The following is a 21,800-nucleotide window of genomic DNA, read 5'->3' as shown; positions in this document are numbered from 1 at the left end:
GTGCTCCGGGGGGCAGGCTGCCCCGTCGGCAGGCCAGCAGATGATCTCCGAGAAAGATCTCCCGAAGTACGTGCCCGTTGAATTTGCGGAGCCGGACTTTCCGGGCGTGAACGGCTCGGCTTCTGGCTTCGTCACGCTCCCGGATCCCCTCGTGAAGAGCTTCGACACACCGCCGGGAAGCGGCGGGAGCTACACGGCAATGACACCGCTGTGGGGCACCATTCCTCCCACGAACGGCAACCAGTACTTCGACGCCGTCAACGAGGCGATCGGCACGGACATCAAATTCCAGATCAGCGACGGCAACACCTACGGCGACAAGCTGGCCGCCGTTCTCGCCTCGCCGAAGGACGTCGCCGACTGGGTGTCCATCCCGGGCTGGAACGTTCCGCCCCGGTTCGGCCAGGCCGTCGACTCGGTGTTCGAAGATCTGACGCCGCACCTGTCCGGTGACCTGGTGGAGGAATACCCGTTCCTCGCGAACATCCCGACCGAAGCCTGGAAGAGCTGCTCCTGGAACGGCAAGCTGTACGGCCTGCCCTTCCCACAGGACGTCGGCGTCAGCAACTACACCTTCTACCGTCCTGACCTCCTCCCGGACGCGGAACTCCCGACCAACGCCGACGAGGTCATCGAGTTCGCCCAGGCGCAGACGAAGGACGGCCTCTACGGATCCACCGACCTGTGGGCCACGGCAACGACGATGTTCGGCGTTCCCGAGAAATGGAAGGTCGGAGACGACGGCAAGCTCGTCCACAAGGTCGAGACTCCGGAGTATCGGGCAGCACTCGAATGGCACACGAAGCTCTACGCCTCCGGTGCAGTACACCCGGATGCCGTCGCCGACAACGGTGGAGATGGCGGCCAGCGCTTCGAAGGCGGCCAGATCGCGCTGCTGTCGACCGGCGTCGGCTACTGGCATGAGGCCACAACGCGGAACCGCGGGAGCAACCCGGACTGGACGATGGCGCCTCTTCCGGTCGTCGCCGCCGACGGCGGGGACCCCGTCCTCTACAAGGCTCCAGGCGCAGCCATCTGCTCGTACCTGAAGAAGAGCGACGACGACGGCGCCATCAAGGAACTGCTCGAAGCCGCCAACTTCCTAGCCGCGCCCTTCGGCACCGAGGAATTCCAGCTCGTCAACTACGGCGTCGAGGGACTCCACTACAACTTCGACGCGGCCGGAACCACGGTCCCGACGGCACTCGCCCAGACCGAGGTGCAGCCGTCGTACATCTTCCTCGTCGACCCTCCCGTGGTCAACGCCAAGGTGGCCCTCCCTGACTACGTTGCCGCCTCCAGCGAGTGGACCGCCCGGAACTCCGAGTTCCTGATCGAGCCGCCGTTCTACGGAATGAACATCACCGAGCCCAACCGGTTCGCCTCGCTGAGCCAGCCGTTCGACGACCTCGAGAAGGACATCGTCAGGGGCCGCAAGTCGATGGACGACCTCGATAAGGCGATCGACACCTGGCGCACCTCGGGTGGTGACGATCTTCGGGAGTTCTACCAGAAGATCCTCGACGAGAACCCGGGTCTCGCCGGCTCATGACCGACCAGGACACCCGCCGCCCGGGCTCGACGACAACGTCGTTGAGCCCGGGAAACCGGCCCACCGCTGACCGACCGGAGAAGGTCACTCCTGTTGCCCTTCCCATCCGGAAGAAGTCGCTGAAGTCGCGACTGAAGAAAGACCGTTCGCTGCTGATCATGACACTGCCGGCAGTGGTGCTGCTCGTCATCTTCGCGTACGTTCCGATGCTCGGGAACGTCATCGCCTGGCAGGACTACTCGCCGTACGTCGGCATGCTGAACAGTCCATTCGTCGGGTGGGACAACTTCGCTCGCCTGTTCTCCAACGCGCAGTTCCTGCAGTCCGTGGCGAACACGCTCGCCATCACGGCGTTCCAGCTCGTGTTCTTCTTCCCGATTCCGATCATGCTCGCGCTTCTGCTCAACAGCGTCGTGACACCGGCGATCCGCACGACGATCCAGTCGATCGTCTACCTGCCGCACTTCTTCTCGTGGGTGCTCGTCGTCACGATCTTCCAGCAGATTTTCGGAGGAGCCGGGCTCGTCAACAGGGTGCTGACGGAGGCGGGGCATCCGGGTTTCGACCTCATGACGAACCCGGACACGTTCCTGGTGCTCGTCACCTCGCAGGCGATCTGGAAGGACGCCGGCTGGGGGATCATCATCTTCCTCGCGGCCCTCGCCACTGTCGACCCGTCGCAATATGAGGCGGCGACGATGGACGGGGCAGGGCGCTGGGGTCGGCTGTGGCACGTCACCCTGCCGGCGATTCGACCGACGATCATCCTGCTGCTCATCCTCCGCCTCGGTGACTCGCTCACCGTCGGCTTCGAGCAGCTGATCCTCCAGCGTGGAGCGGTCGGCCCGGGTGTTGCCGAGGTCATCGACACGTATGTGTATTACCAGGGAGTGGTCAACGGCGACTGGGCGTTCGCGGCTGCGGCCGGACTTGTCAAGGGCGTTGTCTCCCTCCTCCTCGTGCTCGGAGCCAACAAGCTCGCGCACGTCTTCGGCGAAGCAGGAGTGTACAAGAAAGCATGAGTATTCCAACTGACGCGGGCCAGGGCCCACTGGGTCACCCGTACGCCGTTCCTGTTCCAGAACCTGTGCGCGATGCACGGGGTCCGGTGCGCAGGAGGCGCAAGGAAAACCCGAACCGCAACGTCTGGGAGGGCCGGCCGACGCTCAGCGGCCAGTCCCTCAAGGCGATTGTGCTCACCCTCGTGGTCCTCACGGTGGTGTTTCCGCTCTACACCGTCGTGCTGACGTCGTTCTCGACGACAGCCGACGTCAACCGGTCGGGCGGGATGGTGATCGTCCCGGGCGAATTCACCCTCGCGGCCTACCAGCAGATCCTCTCCGGTGGCATCGTCACCCGGGCTGCGCTGGTGAGCGTCGGGGTGACAGCCGTCGGAACGTTCATCTCGACCGTCGTGTCGATTCTCGCCGCGTACGGGCTCTCCCGCCCGAGTTCCTTCGGGCACCGGACGATCCTGTTCATCTTCCTCATCACGATGTTCTTCGGCGCCGGCATGATCCCGACGTACCTCCTCGTGAGCAACCTCGGTCTCATCAACACCTACTGGGCGCTGATCCTCCCGGGAGCGGTCTCGGCCTTCAACGTGCTCATCCTGCGCTCGTTCTTCATGGGTGTCGAGCCGGCGATCACGGAGGCCGCCCAGATCGACGGTGCGTCGGACTGGCGCATCCTGACCCGCATCATCATGCCCATGTCGACCGCCGTCATCGCCGTCGTCGCGCTGTTCTACGGAGTGGGTTACTTCAACGCCTTCTTCAACGCGATGCTGTACATCAATGACAACGAGATGTGGCCGCTGCAGCTCGTCCTCCGCTCCTACGTGCTCCAGGGTGTGACGCTGCCCGGCAGCGGAGCCGGCCAGGTGGATGTCGCAACGGGCGCGGTCACGGGGCTCCCGGTGAAGATGGCGATCACCGTGCTGGCGATCATCCCCGTGCTCATCGTGTACCCCTTCGTGCAGAAGCACTTCACCAAGGGCGTCATCTTCGGAGCGATCAAGGGCTAAGAGAACAGCCGCCCGGAATCCCGGGCGGCTGTTCTTCCGCTCCAGTCGCCCCGCACGAACCTCAGAAGGCAGACATGACAACGATCGACGTTTCGCGGCTCGCCGCAACCGATCTCGCCACGGTGAGCGCGAGCATCCGCCCCATCATTCCCGGTTTCCACCCCGACCCGAGCATCTGCCGCGTCGGCGAGGACTATTACCTCGTCAACTCGTCTTTCGAGTACTCGCCCGGCGTACCCTTGTGGCACAGTCGCGACCTGCTCGAATGGGACCTCGTGGGGAACATCCTGTCCGGTGATGAGCACTTCGTTGCTGGATCGGCCGGGGCGAGCGGCGGAGTCTACGCACCGACGATCCGTCACTACGACGGCCGGTTCTGGATGATCACGACGGACGTGTCGGGAGCGAAAGCCGGCCAGCTCATCACCTCAGCAACAGACCCGGCTGGACCGTGGGAACCCTCCCACACGATCACCGGACTGCCGGGGATCGATCCGGACCTCGCCTGGGCCGAGGACGGCACCTGTTACATCACCTACTGCTCCAACGACCCCGCCCTGCCGGGGATCGCACAGGCCAGGATCGACCTCGAGACGTTCGAGTTGCTCTCCACGCCCCGCGTCGTCTGGGCGGGAACCGGAATGGCGCACCCCGAAGGTCCGCACCTCTACCGGCACGGCTCCTGGTGGTACCTCCTCATCGCTGAGGGCGGGACCGAGCGCGGGCACAGCGTCTCCATCGCGCGATCCGCCTCGCCCGAGGGTCCTTTCGAAGCCACCCCAGCGAACCCGATCTTCACGCACCGCAGCACGCAGCATCGCGTGCAGAACGCCGGTCACGCCGATCTTGTCGAGCTGCCTGACGGGAGCTGGGCTGCCGTCTACCTCGGGGTGCGTCCGCGCGGGGCGACCCCGTCGTTCCACGTGAACGGACGCGAGACGTTCCTCGCCGGGATCGACTGGGTCGACGGCTGGCCGACGTTCGATGAGAACCGCTACTCAGTACCGGCATCCGATTGGTCGTTCGTCGATCGGTTCGAGCTGCCGGCTCTGCACGCCCGCTGGGTGTCCCCCGCAGCCCGGCTCGAGGAGATCGTGTCGATCGAACCCGGGGGCGGCGTGACGCTTCGACCGAACGACAGCGGGCCGGGTCGAACCTCGATGCTTGCGACGCGGATCCGCGACGAGTTCTGGACGTTCGAGGCCCCGGTCACCTCGGGAGATGCAGCCCTTCTGGTGCGCATGGACGAGCGCCACTGGTTCGAGGTGCGTCTCATCGGCGGCCGGGCCGAAGCAATCCTCCGGGTCGGCCCATTGACGTCGCCCGTCGGCGACCCGATCGATGTCGGCCCGGGAGCCGTCACCCTTCGGGTCCTCTCCCTTCCGTCACTCACGAACGGGCCGGACGACCTGGAGGCCGGTGTGGTGACGCCCTCCGGCTTCACGAGCCTGGGGCGGGTCGACGGCCGCTACCTCTCGACGGAGGTCACCGGAGGATTCACCGGTCGCGTCGTCGGCGTGCGCGCCCTCGGCGGCACCGCGACGATCGAATCGCTGCGATACGCGGCTTACGACCCGGACGCGCGGTGATGCCTAGCGCCTGGTTTCAGCGAGCCGGGCGCAGTCGATGCAGAGTTCGGCAGACGGCCGGGCGTCGAGGCGGGCGCGGCCGATCGGGTTACCGCAGCGCGCGCAGATCCCGAAGCTGCGGTCGTCGACACGGGCGAGTGCCTTGTCGAGCACGGTGAGCTGACGGGCAGCCTCCTCCTGGAGGCCGGTGAGCCTCGACCACTCGGAAGCGATCGTCGGGCCTTCGGGGTCGTGCTCGTCGTCGGTCTCGCCGTCCCGGGCGACCCTGACCTCGGCGAGGGTGAGCTCGTGGTTCTTCTGCTGCTGCACGAGCTCGGCGCGCTGCTCTTCGAGGACAGTGCGGAAATGCTCCAGTGTTGCCGTGCTCAACCGTGAGTGTTCCATAACCCATCGTCGCACGCGGGGAGCCGTTTTCCGTGAATTCCTCAGGCGCGCTTCCTGCTCTGTTCTCGCTCGAATGAGAGGGCGTACCCTTTAACGGGCATCAGGAGCGACCAGGAAGGGGCCGACATGACGACAAGGCAATTCGACCTTGCCCGTTTGCGGCGCTACGCCCGTGATGAGCTCGACGTGATGATCGAGCACCGCTGCCGCGCCGGCGAAGACCCCTACGACTTCATCCACGACCTCCCGACCGTCGACGAACTCGTCGTCCACGAGTTGCGGGCCGACGCCCTGGACGCCCGAGGCCTCACCGCGCAGTACACGATGGCCCGGTACGCCGCCCGCAGCAACCGACCGGATGCCGACACCCACCGCCACAACGTCGCCCAGCTTGAGTACGACCTTCTTCGCGAGATTGCGCTCGAGCATCCGGACCTGACGCGCACGGTGTGGTCGATGATCGGCGAGATCGGGCTGTAGGGGTCGTCCCGCTGGCTGGCCCTCTCCCGCCGGCTGGAGGAGCGAAGCGACGAAGCCCGTCAGCGGAAGACCTGTGGCTCTGCCGAAGCCCTCGCGCGACGGGGTCCACCCCTCCACATCCCGGCGCGCAAAAGCCTCGCTCCACCAAAAAACCAGGTCTTGCCGAGCTGTATTCCCTCCGCGGCATCCTCGATTCATGCCTTACATGTACATCCTTCGCTGCTCCGACGGGACGCTGTACACCGGCAGCACCTGGGACCTCTCTCATCGAATGGAACAGCACGACTCCGGCCTCGGCGCGAAGTACACCTCTCGCCGACGGCCGCTGACACTCGTCTACTTCGAGTGGTTCGACCGGATCGATGAGGCTTACTACCGCGAGCGGCAGATCCACGGCTGGGTGCGCTGGAGGAAGGATCGCCTGATCGCCGAGGGACCAGGCGGGAAGAACCCGTCGGATTTGATCTGACCGAAGCTCGTCGGCGCAAACCCGGCACGCCGAGGTCTCTCACCGCGCAACCTCGCACGCGCACCACCCGCTGGCTGGAGGAGCGCCAGCGACGAAGCCCGTCAGCGGAGACCTATTGATCAGCCAAAGCCTATGCCGCCGGCCCGCACGCTTCAGTCGCTGCGCTCCTTCTAGCGAGCGGGAGGGCGAGCGACGATCGAGCCAAGTCGCGCAACCTCGCACGCGCACCACCCGCTGGCTGGAGGAGCGAAGCGACGAAGCCCGTCGGCGGAGACCTCTTGATCAGCCGAAGCCTATGCCGCCGGCCCGCACGCTTCAGTCGCTGCGCTCCTTCTAGCGAGCGGGGGGGGCGAGCGAGCGGGGGGCGCGGAGCAGCGAGCGGGGGGACGCGGAGCAGCGGGGCCCGCGGCGTCGGGTGCCCCGCCAGCGGAGTGGCTGGCGGCTTCCGCCCAGCGTCCACCCGTAGAATCAGGTCTCATGCTGGCGAGGCGCCAGCGAAAGCTTATGACCAAGAATCGACTGCCAAAGACGCTGCGCGTGCTCGTTGCCACCGCGGTCGGTTTGGTGTCCCTTGGGGTGGGGTCCGGCGCCGCTGCAATCGACAGTTCCCCTGTCGCCAACCCGGTGACCGATCCGATTTCCGCAGCGGTTGCTGTCGACGAGGTCACCGTCGAGATCCGCCAGTCATCGGGCTTTCTCCCGGCCGGCGGCTCGATGAACCTGACGGTCACCATCGACAACGCCACCACGTCAGCGCTCCCCGTCGGAACCCTCACGCTCGAGACCGGAACCGAACCGATCGAGTCCCGCACCGAGCTCACGGAGTGGCTGTCGGGCACCGGGAAGGTCTCAAGCGACCGGCCCCTGACCAGTGTGCCTGTGCCGGCCATCGAGCCCGGTGGCTCCCACACCATCATCCCGGTCACGATCACGGCCGACCTGCTCGGGCTTCCGGCTGAAGCGGGCGCCTTCCCGATCGACGCGAGCTACACGAGCGCGGACACCGTCGTCGGGGCCAACGAAACGGTCGTCCACACGCCGGATGCCACGAATCGCACCCTCGGGGTCGCGGTCGCGGCTCCGATCACCGCGCCCGCCGGTGCTACCGGTCTGCTCACCGCCGACGCCCTCTCCCTGTACACGTCGGCAACCGGCGTGCTCACCAGGCAGCTCGATGGGCTCATCGACCGACCGGTCGCCCTCGGTATCGACCCGATGATCATCGCGTCGATCCGCGCCCTCGGAACCGCCGCCCCGGCGTCGGCCGTCAGCTGGCTCGACCGGCTGACCCGCGCCACCAATGAGACCTTCCCGCTCCAATACGCGGATGCCGACGCGTCGGTCCAGGCGCAGGCCGGCCTGACGGTACTGATGAACCCGACCTCGCTGCTCTACAGCCTCAATCCCGAGAACTTCATCGAGGCTGAGGTGCCTGACGCCACGACCGAACCGGCCGACCCCGCGGACCCGGCGCCCACCGAACCCGCCGAGACTCCGTCACCCACGCCCGACCCTGCCGTGCCGACCTTGCCCACTCTCGCTGAGCTCACCGACTTCCCGTACTCGACGACGGGTATCGTCTGGCCCGACGACGGCACCGTACGCGGCGCGGATCTTCCGGTCTTCTCAGCGTCGGGAGAGACGACCACCGTCGTCTCGTCGAGCAATGTAACCACCGAAGAGGGTTACACCCTGGGAGCGGCCGGAACAGCCGGGGACGCGTCGGTCCTCGTGTCTGACGCCGCGGCATCCGAAGCTCTGCGCAGCGCTTCCACAGCGGTGAACGTCGACGACCAGCAGGACGCCCTGGCCGACCTCGCCGGACAGCTGATGGTGATCTCCTCGGAAGAGGATGCCCCGCAGCGCACGCTGCTGCTCACCCTCGGCCGGGAGTGGCCGCCGACGGGATCCCGCCTCAGCGACGCGATCACGACCCTCATGTCGATGCCTCCTGTCTCCGGGAGCGTGCTGAGCACGGCGGCGGAGCGGGAGCCAACACCGGTGGCCGTCGTCGACGCACCCCAGACCCCTGAGCGCATCGCTCTCGTGCAGCGGCTCAACGGCCGAGAAGCGGACCTCGCTGCCTTCTCCACCATGCTCGACGACCCTGCGCTCCTCACCGGCAGGGAACGTGCCGAGATCCTGGCCCTGCTCGCGGTCTCCTGGCGCCCTGACAACGACGGCTGGACAAGCGCCGTCACCGCTCACGACACCGCGACCACGATCACCCTCGAATCCGTTTCGATCGCCGCCACCAGCCCGATCCTCATGGTCAGCAACCAGTCGTCGCTGCCGTTCTCGGTGCGCAACGAATACGACCTGCCCGTGACGGTCGTGCTGCAGGCCTCGAGCTCGAGCCTCAAGCTCAGTGTCGACTCCAGCGTCACGCAGAAGATCGCCGCCAACGCTCGCGAATCGGTGCGGGTACCGGTCGAGGCGCGGCTGGGCAACGGTGAAGTCACGGTGCGCCTGCAGCTCTATTCGCCGCAGAGCGCGCTGATCGGCGAAAGCGTGTTCGTTCCCGTCACCGTCCGCGCGGACTGGGAGGGCATCGGCGCCGCCGTGCTCGCCGCGCTCGTCGGCCTGCTGTTCATCGGTGGCCTCATCCGGACCGTCCGCAAGCGCAGAGCCGAGCGACGCAACCCGACCGACCCTGATGCCGCAGACGCAACGGGCGCCGTAATCGAAACGGATGCCGCGCCAGCCGCCGGCGTGGAGGCTCACGACCGATGACCAGGACGACCGCGAGCGGCAGCATCGGCCGCGCCAGCCTTTTTCTGGCGTCCGGAACGATGGTCTCCCGCATCCTCGGCTTCGTGAAGGCCATGCTGCTCGCGACCACGATCGGTCTGGTCAGCAGCAAGAGTGCGGATGCCTTCGGAGTGGCCAACCAGCTGCCGAACACGCTCTACGTCATCATCGCGGGGGGCGTGCTCAGCGCGATCCTCGTGCCGTCGATCGTCCGATCCATCGTCCATGCTGATGGCGGCCGGTCGTACGTCAACAAGCTGCTGACCATCACTCTCGTCGTCCTGTTCGCGGCGACAGCCGTGGCGGTCGTCCTTGCCCCGTTCCTCGTACACCTCTACTCCGTCCGTCTCGATCCCGAGGCGCGCGCTCTCGCGATCACCTTCGCCTACTGGTGCCTGCCCCAGATCTTCTTCTACGGGCTCTACACGGTGCTCGGCGAGATCCTCAACGCGCACAAACTCTTCGGTCCGTTCACCTGGGCTCCTGTCATCAACAACGTCGTGGCCATGGCTGGACTCGTTCTCTTCATCGTCTTTTTCGGAGCCGACCCGAACGGCACGAGGGCGGTCACCGAGTGGACCCCCGACATGATCACCCTCCTGGCCGGCTCCGCGACGCTGGGCGTGGTGGCGCAGGCCCTCGTGCTCTTCCTCTTCTGGCGGCAGATCGGCCTCAGCTTCCGCCCCGACTTCCGCTGGCGCGGCATCGGCCTTCGCGCCACGGGCAAACTCGCCGGCTGGTCCTTCGCGATGCTCGCACTGACGACGCTGGCGGGGCTGGTCCAGAGCAACGTCGCCCTCATCGCATCCGGAAACGGTCCGTCCACGGCGACCCTGCAGAACGCCTGGCTCATCTTCATGTTGCCGCACTCGGTGATCACCCTGTCGGTGGCCACCGCCTACTTCACACGCCTGGCCGAGCACGTGCGCGAGGGCCGTGCCGATGACCTGAAAACGGATGTCTCCTCCGCGGTCCGCCAGATCACCCTGATCATCGTGCTGGCGACTGCCGGGCTCATCGTTTTGTCGTTCCCGTTCGCCAGCCTGTTCACCGCTGCGTTCGAAGACACCGCGGCGATGGGTTTCGTCCTCATCGCCTACCTCGTCGGCCTGGTGCCGTTCGCCGTTCTGTTCGTCTTCCAGCGCACGTTCTACGCCCTCGGTGACACCCGCACGCCGTTCTTCTTCACCCTCGTGCAGGTCGCGGTGTACATCGCTCTCGCGCTCTCGTGCTCGCTCCTGCCGTTGCGGTACATCGGAGTCGGGCTCGCTGCCTCGATGTCGATCTCGATCGTGGTGCAGATGCTGACCGCGGGAATCCTCCTGCGCAAGCGGATCTCGGGACTCGAGATGCCCCGGATCGTGCGCAGCCTCGTGATCTACTCGGTCGCTGCGGTACCCGCCGTCCTCGTGGGCGCAGGCCTGGTCTGGCTGCTCGGCGGGTACAGCGGCGGATGGGCACTGGCATCGGTTCTCGGTGCGCTCGTCACCATGGCGCTCGTCGCCGTGGCCATGTCGGTCGTCTACGGGGGCGTGCTGACCGTCATGCGCTCCCCGGAGCTGCGCGAAGCCATCGGCCCGGTCACCCGGCGCCTGCGCCGCCGCTGACGCCTCCTGGGCCTGCCGGGGAGCGCGCGCGGGTGCAATTGCCGCGCGCGGGCGCCGATACACCCGCGCGCCGCGAATCGACCCGCGCCACGTAACCGGAGCCCCTCCGAAGCGCGGCACACAGGCTCCCGGAATATCGGCGAAGTAGGATGTGTTCCACTCAGCGACTGCCATTTTCCCAAGGAGCTTTTGTGCGCAACGTCATCATCATCGGGTCCGGTCCGGCCGGCTACACCGCCGCCATCTACGCGGCTCGGGCGAACCTCAACCCGCTGCTTCTCGCGTCGAGCGTCGAAGCTGGTGGTGAGTTGATGAACACGACAGAGGTCGAGAACTACCCCGGATTCCCCGAGGGAATCCAGGGTCCCGAGCTCATGACCAAGTTCCAGGAGCAGGCAGAGCGCTTCGGGACCGAGGTCATCCTCGACGACGTCACCGAGGTTTCGCTCGAGGGCGACGTCAAGACCGTGAAGACCGGGTATTCGGGCGACTTCGAGGCGGCATCCGTCATCGTCGCCACCGGCAGCGCCTACCGCAAGCTCGGCCTGGCCGACGAAGAACGCCTCTCCGGCCGCGGCATCTCGTGGTGCGCCACCTGCGACGGCTTCTTCTTCAAGCAGAAGACCATCGCGGTCGTCGGCGGCGGCGACTCGGCCATGGAAGAGGCCACCTTCCTCACGCGCTTCGCGTCGAAGGTCTACGTCATCCACCGCAAGGACAGCCTGCGGGCATCCAAGATCATGCAGGATCGCGCGTTCGCCAACGACAAGATCGAGTTCATCTGGAACTCGCAGGTCGTCGGCATCAGCGGCGAGAACGCCGTCGACGGCGTCACACTGAAGTCCACGGTCGACGGATCAGAGAGCCACCTTGAACTCGGTGGACTGTTTGTCGCGATCGGCAACGACCCTCGCACGCACCTGTTCCACGGCCAGCTCGAGCTCACCGCGGACGGCACGATCGCCGTCGACGGCCGCTCGTCACGCACCAATCTGCCGGGTGTTTTCGCGGCCGGTGACGTGATCGACCCGACGTACCGCCAGGCCGTGACCGCCGCGGCATCCGGAACCGTCGCCGCTCTCGACGCCGAACACTTCCTCGCCAGCCTCGAGCAGGAAGCCCACCAGAACCCCGAGATCGCGGCGGCCGTCGCCGCATCCGTCTAAACTTCGATTCATCCACAAAGGAGATAACCCATGTCAGCACGCGCCGTATCCGAAAGCACCTTCGACAAAGAGGTTCTGCAGAGCGCCCGCCCGGTCCTCGTGGACTTCTGGGCCGAATGGTGCGGCCCCTGCCGCATGGTTTCGCCGATCCTCGACCAGATCGCGACCGAGAACATCGACAAGCTCGACATCGTCAAGGTGAACGTCGACGAGAACCCCGGCCTTGCCATGCAGTACCAGATCACCTCCATCCCGGCCCTCAAGGTGTTCAAGGGTGGCGAAGTCGCGCAGACCATCATCGGTGCAAAGCCCAAGGCAGCCCTCGAGGCCGACCTGGCCGCCTTCCTGGCGTAGCCCGACGACCCTCGAAACTCGACCCGTCCGGCACACGCCGGGCGGGTCTCGTCGTTTAAGCCATCCCACAAGGAGCCACAACCCCGCAATCGGCATCACCCCAACACAGATAACATCGATTAGGAATCAGGAACGGAAGAACAGTGTCAGAACCAGTGCACCGCCAAGCATCCGGAAACAACCTCGACCCGTGGTACGGCTCCTACGCCGCCCGCACGGCCGGGTTGGCCGCCAGCGAGGTCCGTGCCCTGTTCGCCGTCGCCAGCCGCCCAGAGGTCGTCTCGCTGGCCGGAGGCATGCCGTTCGTCTCCGCCTTGCCAGAGGACCTGGTGACGGATGCCATGAGTCGCGTCATGCGCGAACAAGGCCCTGTCGCGCTGCAGTACGGCTCAGGGCAGGGCGTCGCGAAGCTCCGCGAACAGACCCTCGAGGTCATGGCCCTGGAAGGCATCAAGGGCAGCGCCTCCGACGTTGTCATCACGACCGGCAGCCAGCACGCCCTTGAATTGTTCAGCAAGCTGTTCATCGACCCGGGTGACGTCGTCCTGGCCGAGGGCCCCAGCTACGTCACCGCCATGGTCATTTTCAAGAGCTACCAGGCCCAGGTGAACCACGTCGCGATGGACAACGACGGGCTCATCCCTGAGGCGCTGCGTGAGCAGATCGCGCGGCTCAAAGCCGACGGTAAGAAGATCAAGTTCCTCTACACGATCCCGACCTTCCACAACCCCGCTGGCGTCACCCTGTCCGAAGCCCGGCGCAGTGAAATCCTCCAGATCGCGCGGGAGAACGACATCCTCGTGCTCGAGGACAACCCGTACGGCCTGCTCTACTTCGACCAGAAGCCGCCTGCCGCGCTGCGCTCGCTGGAATCGGACGGCGTCGTGTACCTCGGCACGTTCTCGAAGACGCTCGCCCCCGGATTCCGGGTCGGCTGGGCCCTCGCGCCGCACGCCATCCGCGAGAAGCTGATCCTCGCGAACGAAGCCGCGATTCTTTGCCCGTCGTCGTTCAGCCAGCTCGTCATCTCGCAGTACCTCGACCAGGCCGACTGGAAGGGACAGATCAACACCTTCCGCGGGGTCTACAAAGAGCGTAAGGAAGCCATGCTGGCGGCGCTCGGCGAATACCTGCCCGACCTCACCTGGACGAACCCCACCGGGGGCTTCTACGTGTGGCTGACCCTGCCTGAGCGGCTGGACTCCAAGGCCATGTTGCCGCGTGCGGTCAAGGAACTGGTCGCGTACACCCCGGGAACGGCGTTCTTCGCCGACGGTGACGGCCGCCAGAACATGCGATTGTCGTTCTGTTATCCGACGCCGGAGAGCATCCGTGTCGGCATCCGACGCCTTGCGACCGTCATCAACGGTGAGCTCGACCTGCTGAACACCTTTGCGGGAACGGGCCGCCTGACCAGCTCGCAGACGCGTGGGCAGTACACGGCGCCTCCCCCCAACATGTCCTGACCTCCAGCCATCCAGACCACAGAAAAGGCCTGATCATGACAACATTCAAGAAGCTCAACATCGTGGTGCTCGCTGGCGGGATCTCGCACGAACGTGACGTGTCGCTGCGCTCGGGGCGCCGCGTGGCAGAGGAACTGCAGGCCGCGGGCCACACCGTGACGCTGCGCGACCCCGACGCGTCGCTGCTTGCGGCTCTGACCGAGAACACGCCGGATGTCGTCTGGCCCGCCCTGCACGGAGCCAGCGGCGAAGACGGGGCGCTCCAGGCGTTGTTGCGGGCCCGTGGCATCCGTTATGTCGGCTCGGACCCCGAGGGCGCCGGGCTGGCGTGGTTCAAACCCACCGCCAAGGTGCTCGTTTCACGTGCCGGGATCGCCACCCCCGACTGGCTGGCCCTGCCGAATGGCACGTTCCGCGAGCTGGGCGCCAACGGCGTGCTTGCTGAGGTCCTGCACGGCATCGGCGCCCCCGCGGTCGTCAAGCCGGCTCAGGGCGGCTCAGCGCAGGGTGTGACGATCGTGACGGATTCCGCCGACCTGCCTCGTGCGATGGTCGACGCGTACACCTACTCGGATGTCGCCCTGATCGAGAAGAAAATCGAGGGCACGGAGCTCGCAATCACCGTGATGGATTCCGGGCACGGCCCGGTGGCGCTTCCGGCCGTGGAAATTCAGCCTCTATCGAGCGTCTACAGCTTCGAGGCACGCTACAACGCCGGAGAGACGACGTTCTACGCGCCTGCCCGGGTGTCCGAGGAGATCGCCGCACGGGCCGCCGAGGTGGCCGTGCAGGTCCACACCCTGCTGGGCCTCCGGCACATCTCACGGGTCGATGTCATCGTGGATGCCGACGGGGTGGTGTGGTTCCTCGAGGCGAACATGCTGCCTGGTCTCACCGAGACGTCACTGGTGCCCCAGGCCATCGAAGCGGCCGGGCTCACGCTGTCTTCCGCGTACAGCGCACTTGCCGTGGCGGCGGCCGGGGAGTAACCCCGGCAGCCCCCCTGGCGGCTCAGGCTCCGTAGACCGGTTCGCCGATTTCACCGAGGATACGATTGAGGTCACCTATGGTTGCGAAATCTATCGTGACCTGGCCTTTTTTGGCCCCAAGCGTTACCTTGACCCGAGTGTTGAGGCGGTCTCCCAGGCGTTCACCGATCTCGTCGAGGTGGCCGTGGCGGTGGCCCTGGGCCGGCTTGGGTCTTTTCGGAGCGAGACCCTGCGCGGCGGCGGCTTCTGCGGCTCTCACGGAGAGATCCTCATTGACGATCTTGTCGGCGAGGCGCTGCATCCCCTCGGGGTGACCGACGGAGAGAACAGCGCGGGCATGTCCGGCGGTGAGCACGCCGGCCGCCACGCGCTTCTGAACGGCCTCAGGGAGCTTGAGGAGCCGGATCGTGTTCGTGATTTGTGGTCGTGACCGGCCAATTCTCTGCGCAAGCTGGTCCTGGGTGATTCCGAAGTCCGACAGCAACTGCTGGTACGCGGATGCTTCTTCAAGCGGATTGAGGTTGGACCGGTGCAGGTTCTCCAGAAGCGCGTCGCGAAGCATGTCTTCATTCGCTGTGTCTTTGATGACCGCCGGAATACTGTCGAGCCCGACCTCCTTCGTCGCGCGGAGACGGCGCTCACCCATGATGAGCTCGTACTTGCCCTTCTCGGTGGCGTGCTCGCGTACGACGATCGGCTGAAGCACTCCGACTTCGCGGATGCTGTGCACGAGTTCCGCGAGGTGATCGGCGTCGAAGTGGGTACGGGGCTGTGCCGCGTTGGGAACGATGTCGTGCGGGTTGAGATTGACCAGCCGGGCCCCGGGAACCTCGACGAGGCGCTCGTCATTTGCGCGGCTCGTGTTGGTGTCAGGGAAGAACACGTCGACAGGGCGCCCGTTGTCGGTCATCTCCTGTGTTGCCGTGGGGATGAGTGAACCGATGCCGCGGCCAAGACCGGTGCGTTTCGCAGCCATTATTTTGTTGCTCCTTCAAGGGGTGTTGCTGTGCTGTGCTGTGTTTCCGCCGATTCGGCGTGTCTGTTGGCGATTTCGGCGGCCGCCTCGAGGTATGAGATGGACCCCACTCCGCTCGGGTCGTGACTGATCACCGTCTGGCCGAAGCTCGGTGCTTCTGAGATCCGAACGGCTCGCGGAATCACCGTCTTCAGAACTTCGACGGGGAAGTGCGCACGCACGTCGTCGGCGACCTGGTGCGCGAGGTTGGTGCGTCCGTCGTACATCGTGAGCAGGATCGTGGAGAGCCGCAGGGGCGGATTCAGGTGCTTTTGGATCATGTGAATGCTGTTCAGGAGCTGGCTGAGGCCCTCCAGGGCGTAATACTCGGCCTGAATGGGGATCAGGACCTCTTTTGCGGCCACAAATGCATTAATTGTGAGCAGTCCGAGCGACGGAGGGCAGTCAATGAAGACGTAATGAAACGGAGTTTCGGCTTCAGAGACGAACTGTTCGAGCGCCGTCCGCAGCCGATGTTCCCGAGCCACCTGCGAAACCAGTTCAATCTCGGCACCTGCGAGGTGAATCGTCGACGGGGCGCAGTAGAGCGTGTCGAATTCAGGGCTCTTCTGAACAACGTCCGCGAGTGGGAAATCGTCGATCAGCACGTCGTAAATACTCGGTACCTCAGCGTGATGATCCACCCCAAGCGCTGTCGAGGCGTTCCCTTGGGGGTCGAGGTCGATCACCAGCACGCGCGCACCCGATTTTGCGAGGGCGGCTGCGACGTTAACGGTCGTCGTTGTCTTGCCGACGCCGCCTTTCTGGTTGGAAACCGTGAAAATCCGGGTCTTTTCGGGGAGTGGGACGGTCGATTGAGCGAGATTCTTGCGGCGGTGGGTCAAATCGAGGATCTCCCGCATGAGGGGCGATGACTCTTCTGTGACGGACGTTGTGCTCACCGACTCTCCTTTAGATTGGGGATGTTTCACGTGAAACGGTCTCCGTTCTTTCGTTCTCTCAACCGTACCCGACGTGGTCCCCCCCCGCCCGCCAGGCCCGCCGCCGTGCCGCGCTGACGGAGCCGACTCCAGTGATCGAGCTTGCCGAGATCCAGGCGCTGGTCGAACCGGTCGAGACCCCCAGAGGAGCCCGTCTCGACACGCTCGACGAGCGGGGAGGGAGATGTTTCACGTGAAACCCAGGTAATCCGCTGATCGAGCTTGCCGAGATCCACGCTACGGACGCTCTCGACGAGCTGAACCACCTGTCCAGACGATGATCGAGCCTGCCGAGATCCTCCACCTTGGCGCCACGTCTCGACAAGCTCGAGGATCGGTTCAGTCGGCGATCGAGCCTGCCGGTACCCACCCTGTGGCCTGGTCTCGACAGGCTCGACCACCAGCCCAGACGATGATCGAGCCTGTCGAGATCCTCGAGAGAGCCGTGTAGCGGTAATGTCGGCAAATTCGAGGTCGATGTTTCACGTGAAACAGTCACCATCCAGCGATCGAGCTGTCGAAGTCGACACCAGGACCGGTGCCGACAGCTCGACGACCGGGTCAGCCGGCGATCGAGCTTGCCGTGATCCGTCCTGGGGCCTGGTCTTGACAAGCTCGACGAGTGTTGGTGCCAATGTTTCACGTGAAACCGACCCATCCCGGCGACTGAGCCTGCCGGGATCCACCCTCCGGCTCCTCTCGACCACCTCGACGAGCGCTGCGGCCAACGTTTCACGTGAAACGGATGCTTTCCGAGGATCGAGCTCGCAAGGATTCCTCCGGTGGCTCGTCTCGACGAGCTCGACGAGCGGCTCAGCCGGCGATCGAACCTGCCGAGATCCACCCTTCCGCTCCTCTCGACCAGCTCGACGAGCGCTGCGGCCAATGTTTCACGTGAAACCCCACCATTCCGGCGATCGAGCCTGCCGAGATCCGCCCTGTGGCCGGGTATCGCCAAACTCGACGACCGACTCACCTGGTGGCGAGCGTGGCGGCCAATGCTTCACGTAAAACCGAACCAATCCGAGGATCGCGCTCATCGAAATTCTCCCTGTGGCACGTCTCGACAAGCTCGACGACCGAGGGAGTAGGGGATCGAGCGCGTCGGGATCACCCTTGGGCCTTGTGTCGACGGGGTCGACGGCTAACCCAGGCGCTGATCGAGCGAGTCTCGACGAACTCGACGACTTTCGTAGGAGAGACGTCGCGCCCACCGCCGCCTACTAGCCATGGACGCGACGCGTACTGGAAGTCACGGGGGACGAGCATTACCCTCAGCAGTCCGCCTTAGCTTTTGCAGACGCTCGATATCGCGCAGGTCCTCCGGCCGGCCTTCGATCAGCGCCCGCCGCTTTCTGCGGTTCCAGCCTTGCACCTGCTTCTCGCGGCCATACGCTTCAGCAATGCTCGCGTATTCTTCCGTGTAGACCAGTGCGACCGGGAGTCGGTTGCGTGTGTATGCGGCACCCATACCCTCGTTGTGCTGCTGAACGCGCTCGAGGATATGCCAGGTGCTACCGACATAAAAGCTTCCGTCGGCGCACTCGAGAATGTACATGTATGGCATGCGCACAACGCTGCCACGGGCGGGGAACTCCAATGACGGTTCCCCTCGCATAATGAGTAACCATCCCGGGTGCGGCGCCTGTGGAGGGATCACCAGCTCCCGCGACGACTGCCGCCTGTTTCACGTGAAACGGCTCAGGCCGCGAAAACGGCTATATGATCAGCCGCGCACGGTTCCGAGGATTACGCGAGTGACGTCCTCAGTGATGCCTTCGCCAAGAATCTGCACACGTGCGTCGGTGACCTTGTACTTACGCATCTCCTTCTGAGCTGCGTCAATCTCTGCCTGTGCACCGGCGCCCTTCATGAGCACCAGCTCACCGCCGTCTCTGAGGAGGGGAGCGGTGAGGGGAAGGAGCTTCCGGAATGCACTCACGGCCCGAGCGGTAACCTGGTCGAGACGGTCGGCGAGCTTCACGTCTTCGGCGCGCTCGCGTACGACAGTCACATTGCTCAATTTTAAGTCGCCGATTTGATCATTTAGCCAAGCGACACGGCGCTCCATCGGCTCGATGAGCACAAACTGCACATCCGGGCGGGCGATAGCCAAAACCAAACCGGGTAAGCCGGCCCCGGATCCGACGTCACCAACGAGACCCGGTCGGAGCAACGGGGCGACCAGGGCACTGTTCAGCACGTGCCGCGTCCAGAGCCGCGGGAGTTCGAGCGGTCCGATGAGGCCGAGTTCCTCTCCATGGGTGGCGAGGTTCTCTGTGAAGCGCCGCGTCAACTCGACGCGGTCTCCGAGAAGTTCGGATGCGGCAGCGGGTTCGGTCTCAAGCGTGGAGTCAGTCATGTCCTCTTAACTCTATTCGTTCTGGGGAACGGGTCGCGGCGAAGGAGTTTGGAAGGAGTCGATGGTGAGATCGGGTGAATATGACGTGCTGATGGCACCTACGGCGCTCTCGACAAGATCAAACAACGGAAGGCGGACGGTTCAACGCCGAGGGGACGGACCTCAACGAGCTCACTGTCAGGGGGGAGGACGCCGAGATGGGGCTCGGCCCTGGGACGCTCGATGGCTCGGCGAGGGGACGGATCTCGACAAGCTCGATCAACGAGAAGCGAAGGCCGCCACGCTCGTCCCGGGCGTCGCGGAACAGATCTCGACGAACTCGATCGACGGAGGGGTTCGAACCACTGACCGCTCGATTATCGGGGCGGGGTCGACGGTCGACGGGACGGATCTCGACAGGCTCGATCAGCGGATCTGAGGGCGGCCACTAAGGGGTATCGGCTCCTGACACGCTCGACCAACCGATTTGTAGGTCACCTACGCAACGGATCTCGACGAGCTCGATCAGCGAGGTTGATCCAGCACCCAAGGATCGATCCGGACCGGCTCGATCAGCGTGACTGTTCGTCACCAAGAAAGGGATCTCGACAGGCTCGATCATCGGCCTCTCCGTTGCGCATGGAAAGGATCTCGACAAGCTCGATCAGCGAGGTGCCGGACCTGCGTTCCACCGATCCCAGGGAACGGATGTCGATCAGCTCGATCAGCGTGACTGTTCGTCACCGAGAAGGGGATCCCGACCGGCTCGATCAGCGGCCTCCCAGTCGCGCACGGAGAGGATCTCGGCAAGCTCGATCAACGAGGAGCGAAGGCCCTCAGGCTCGTCCCGGGCGTCGCGGGACGGATCTCGACAAGCTCGATCAACGAGGGCGACAAGCTCGATCAGCGCGGTCGACCGGCTCCACCAGCGGGGGCGGGGCGGCACCGTTTCACGTGAAACCCCGCCGATCAGGCCCGCGTTATTACCGTGTGCCGGTCGCGGCCCTCACCGTGGGAGGTTGAGACAAATCCCCGGTCAGAGACCACATCGTGCACGAGCTTGCGCTCGTAGCTCGACATTGCCGGGAGCGCAGCGGATGCCGCACCAGCGTCGAGTTGCGCGATCGCGCTGTCGACGAGCACAGCCAGCTCAGCCTGGCGGGCGTCACGTGAGCCACCGATATCGAGGATGAGGCGAGAGAACGCGCCGGTCTTGCTCTGAACGGCGAGGCGGGTGAGCTCCTGGAGCGCACTGACGACATCCGGCTTCGACAGCACGCCGATGTTGCTGCCTTCGCTGGCAGTCACAGCTACATAAGCGCGGCCGTTGCGAACGTCGATGTCGATGTCACCGTCGAGATCGCAGATGTCGAGAAATTCCTCGATGTAATCCGCTGCGACGTCGCCTTCTTCTTCAAGCTGCGTAACGGTGGGGGAGTCGTTGCGAACGATCTCAACGTCTGCCTGGTTATCGATCACGTCTGACATGGCGCTACTTTCCATTGTTCTGGGGAGCCGATCCGGCCTCGGGTTGGGGCTTGGTCGTGGGTGCCTGTGGCGTGGAGGGAGTCTTCGCTGCCGCGGTGTTCTTCGGAGCAGCAGCCGGGTTCTTCGCACCTGGCGCCGGCGGGGTCTTCGGACCGGTGGTGGCCGGGTTCTTCGGGCCTGTCGCGGCCGGGTTCTTCGGCGTAGCGCCGGCAGGGTTCTTCGGGGCAGCCTTCTTGGCGCGGTTCTTGCCCACCGGCTGCTGGCGCTGAGCCGGCTTCTTTTCCTCGATGACAAGGGTGTCACCGGCGGAGTCGGCCGGCTTCAGCTTGCCCTTGCGGGCCAGGCGCTCCTCGCGCTCCTTGGCGGCCTCGGTTCCGGGCATCGGCATGTTCCGGATGATGATGAACTGCTGAACCATGGTCCAGATGTTGGACACGAGCCAGTAGAACATCACGCCGAGCGGGAAAGCGAAGCCCGAGAACAGGAAGACGAACGGCAGGATGTAGAGGAGAATGCGCTGCTGCTTGAACATCGGGCTGGCCTTGGTCTCATCCGAGATATTCTTCGAGACGATCTGCAGCTGGGTGATGAACTGGGATGCCGTCATCAGGATGACCATGATGGCCGCGACGATCATCACGCCGACTTCGGGTCCACCGGGAGCGTTCATGGCCGAGGAGAAGCTCATGTGCAGGGGAGCGAAACCGAACAGCGATGACGTTCCGAACTGCTCCGAGAGCTCCTCGTTCAGCGGCCCAACACCGGACTTGCCGGTCTGCGAATCGTTGAGCACCGAGAACAGGGCGAAGAAGATCGGCATCTGCACCAGAAGCGGCAGGCACGATCCGAGCGGGTTGGTTCCGGTCTTCTTGTAGAGCTCCATCGTCTCGCGGCTCATGGCCTCGCGACTGAACTGGTCTTTCTTGCCCTTGTACTTGTCCTGGATCTTCTTCAGGTGCGGGGCGACTTCCATCATCCGACGCTGATTCTTGATCTGCTTCACAAAGAGCGGGATCAACAACGCACGGACCACCAGCACCAGGCCGACGATCGAGAGGACCCAGGTGAGTCCTGCCTCAGGGGCGAGACCCATGGCGCTGAACAGCGAGTGCCAGCCGACAAGGATGAGCTCGACGACCCACTTCAGCGGCCAGAGGATGATCGACAAGAGATCCATGTGGG

General features: G+C 64.9%; 18 protein-coding genes and 1 pseudogene. 12 read left to right on the top strand and 7 right to left on the bottom strand.

Features of this window, described 5'->3' with window-relative positions; all coding sequences use genetic code 11:
- The first annotated feature begins 40 nt into the window (after nucleotides 1-40).
- The 4 genes from ABIE24_RS05895 to ABIE24_RS05880 all read left to right on the top strand — a co-directional run bounded on the left by ABIE24_RS05895 (nucleotide 41) and on the right by ABIE24_RS05880 (nucleotide 5,167).
- Entirely contained in the window at nucleotides 41-1,552 is a 1,512-nt protein-coding gene (locus ABIE24_RS05895) for an extracellular solute-binding protein (RefSeq protein WP_354497701.1), read from the top strand.
- Nucleotides 1,549-2,574, top strand: a complete 1,026-nt coding sequence (locus tag ABIE24_RS05890) for an ABC transporter permease (protein ID WP_354497699.1) — start codon at nucleotides 1,549-1,551, stop codon at nucleotides 2,572-2,574. Before ABIE24_RS05895 ends, ABIE24_RS05890 begins: the two co-directional genes overlap by 4 nt.
- Nucleotides 2,571-3,578, top strand: a complete 1,008-nt coding sequence (locus tag ABIE24_RS05885) for a carbohydrate ABC transporter permease (RefSeq protein ID WP_354497697.1) — start codon at nucleotides 2,571-2,573, stop codon at nucleotides 3,576-3,578. The genes ABIE24_RS05890 and ABIE24_RS05885 overlap by 4 nt, the downstream gene beginning before the upstream one ends.
- Before the next feature lie 74 nt (nucleotides 3,579-3,652).
- Nucleotides 3,653-5,167 carry a glycoside hydrolase family 43 protein gene (locus tag ABIE24_RS05880; RefSeq protein WP_354497695.1) on the top strand — a complete coding sequence of 505 codons (1,515 nt, stop codon included), beginning with the start codon at nucleotides 3,653-3,655 and terminating at the stop codon, nucleotides 5,165-5,167.
- A gap of 3 nt (nucleotides 5,168-5,170) precedes the next feature.
- Here the strand turns inward: ABIE24_RS05880 and ABIE24_RS05875 are convergent, their stop codons facing one another.
- Entirely contained in the window at nucleotides 5,171-5,536 is a 366-nt protein-coding gene (locus ABIE24_RS05875; RefSeq protein ID WP_354497693.1) for a TraR/DksA family transcriptional regulator, read from the bottom strand.
- 141 nt (nucleotides 5,537-5,677) lie between these two features.
- Between ABIE24_RS05875 and ABIE24_RS05870 the strand changes: the two genes are divergently transcribed.
- The 8 genes from ABIE24_RS05870 (at nucleotide 5,678) to ABIE24_RS05835 (ending at nucleotide 14,833) form a co-directional block, all read left to right on the top strand.
- Complete coding sequence (locus ABIE24_RS05870; RefSeq protein WP_354497691.1) at nucleotides 5,678-6,031, top strand: hypothetical protein; 354 nt, start codon at nucleotides 5,678-5,680, stop codon at nucleotides 6,029-6,031.
- Between the two features lie 196 nt (nucleotides 6,032-6,227).
- Nucleotides 6,228-6,500 carry a GIY-YIG nuclease family protein gene (locus tag ABIE24_RS05865; RefSeq protein WP_354497689.1) on the top strand — a complete coding sequence of 91 codons (273 nt, stop codon included), beginning with the start codon at nucleotides 6,228-6,230 and terminating at the stop codon, nucleotides 6,498-6,500.
- A 504-nt stretch (nucleotides 6,501-7,004) separates the two neighbouring features.
- Complete coding sequence (locus ABIE24_RS05860; protein WP_354497687.1) at nucleotides 7,005-9,233, top strand: DUF6049 family protein; 2,229 nt, start codon at nucleotides 7,005-7,007, stop codon at nucleotides 9,231-9,233.
- The gene (murJ, locus tag ABIE24_RS05855; protein ID WP_354497685.1) at nucleotides 9,230-10,858 is read left to right on the top strand and encodes a murein biosynthesis integral membrane protein MurJ; all 1,629 of its coding nucleotides are present in this window, start codon (nucleotides 9,230-9,232) and stop codon (nucleotides 10,856-10,858) included. Before ABIE24_RS05860 ends, murJ begins: the two co-directional genes overlap by 4 nt.
- Nucleotides 10,859-11,049: 191 nt before the next feature.
- Entirely contained in the window at nucleotides 11,050-12,024 is a 975-nt protein-coding gene (gene trxB, locus ABIE24_RS05850; protein WP_354497683.1) for a thioredoxin-disulfide reductase, read from the top strand.
- A gap of 30 nt (nucleotides 12,025-12,054) precedes the next feature.
- Nucleotides 12,055-12,378, top strand: a complete 324-nt coding sequence (trxA, locus tag ABIE24_RS05845; protein WP_297359289.1) for a thioredoxin — start codon at nucleotides 12,055-12,057, stop codon at nucleotides 12,376-12,378.
- A 143-nt stretch (nucleotides 12,379-12,521) separates the two neighbouring features.
- Nucleotides 12,522-13,844: an aminotransferase-like domain-containing protein gene (locus ABIE24_RS05840; RefSeq protein WP_354497681.1), complete on the top strand. Its 1,323-nt coding sequence runs from the start codon at nucleotides 12,522-12,524 to the stop codon at nucleotides 13,842-13,844.
- 35 nt (nucleotides 13,845-13,879) lie between these two features.
- On the top strand, nucleotides 13,880-14,833 hold the full coding sequence (locus ABIE24_RS05835; RefSeq protein WP_354497679.1) for a D-alanine--D-alanine ligase family protein: 954 nt from the start codon (nucleotides 13,880-13,882) through the stop codon (nucleotides 14,831-14,833).
- A 22-nt stretch (nucleotides 14,834-14,855) separates the two neighbouring features.
- Here the strand turns inward: ABIE24_RS05835 and ABIE24_RS05830 are convergent, their stop codons facing one another.
- The 6 genes and pseudogenes from ABIE24_RS05830 to yidC all read right to left on the bottom strand — a co-directional run.
- Complete coding sequence (locus ABIE24_RS05830) at nucleotides 14,856-15,809, bottom strand: ParB/RepB/Spo0J family partition protein (protein WP_354497677.1); 954 nt, start codon at nucleotides 15,807-15,809, stop codon at nucleotides 14,856-14,858.
- The gene (locus ABIE24_RS05825) at nucleotides 15,809-16,780 is read right to left on the bottom strand and encodes a ParA family protein (protein ID WP_502916244.1); all 972 of its coding nucleotides are present in this window, start codon (nucleotides 16,778-16,780) and stop codon (nucleotides 15,809-15,811) included. The genes ABIE24_RS05830 and ABIE24_RS05825 overlap by 1 nt, the downstream gene beginning before the upstream one ends.
- Before the next feature lie 1,261 nt (nucleotides 16,781-18,041).
- Nucleotides 18,042-18,347 (bottom strand): GIY-YIG nuclease family protein, encoded by a 306-nt coding sequence (locus ABIE24_RS05820; RefSeq protein WP_354497675.1) that lies wholly within the window; start codon nucleotides 18,345-18,347, stop codon nucleotides 18,042-18,044.
- A 168-nt stretch (nucleotides 18,348-18,515) separates the two neighbouring features.
- Nucleotides 18,516-19,151, bottom strand: a complete 636-nt coding sequence (gene rsmG, locus ABIE24_RS05815; RefSeq protein WP_354497673.1) for a 16S rRNA (guanine(527)-N(7))-methyltransferase RsmG — start codon at nucleotides 19,149-19,151, stop codon at nucleotides 18,516-18,518.
- Nucleotides 19,152-20,099: 948 nt separating this feature from the next.
- A complete protein-coding gene (locus ABIE24_RS05810; protein ID WP_354497671.1) occupies nucleotides 20,100-20,618 on the bottom strand; it encodes a Jag family protein in 519 nt (172 codons plus the stop codon).
- Nucleotides 20,619-20,841: 223 nt separating this feature from the next.
- Nucleotides 20,842-21,795, bottom strand: a pseudogene (gene yidC / locus ABIE24_RS05805) (membrane protein insertase YidC); the annotation flags it as partial.
- Nucleotides 21,796-21,800: the final 5 nt, after the last annotated feature.

This window comes from Mycetocola sp. 2940 (assembly GCF_040548835.1).
In the GTDB taxonomy this organism is placed as follows: Bacteria; Actinomycetota; Actinomycetes; order Actinomycetales; family Microbacteriaceae; genus Mycetocola_A.
This window is presented reverse-complemented; position numbering and strand designations above follow the sequence as displayed.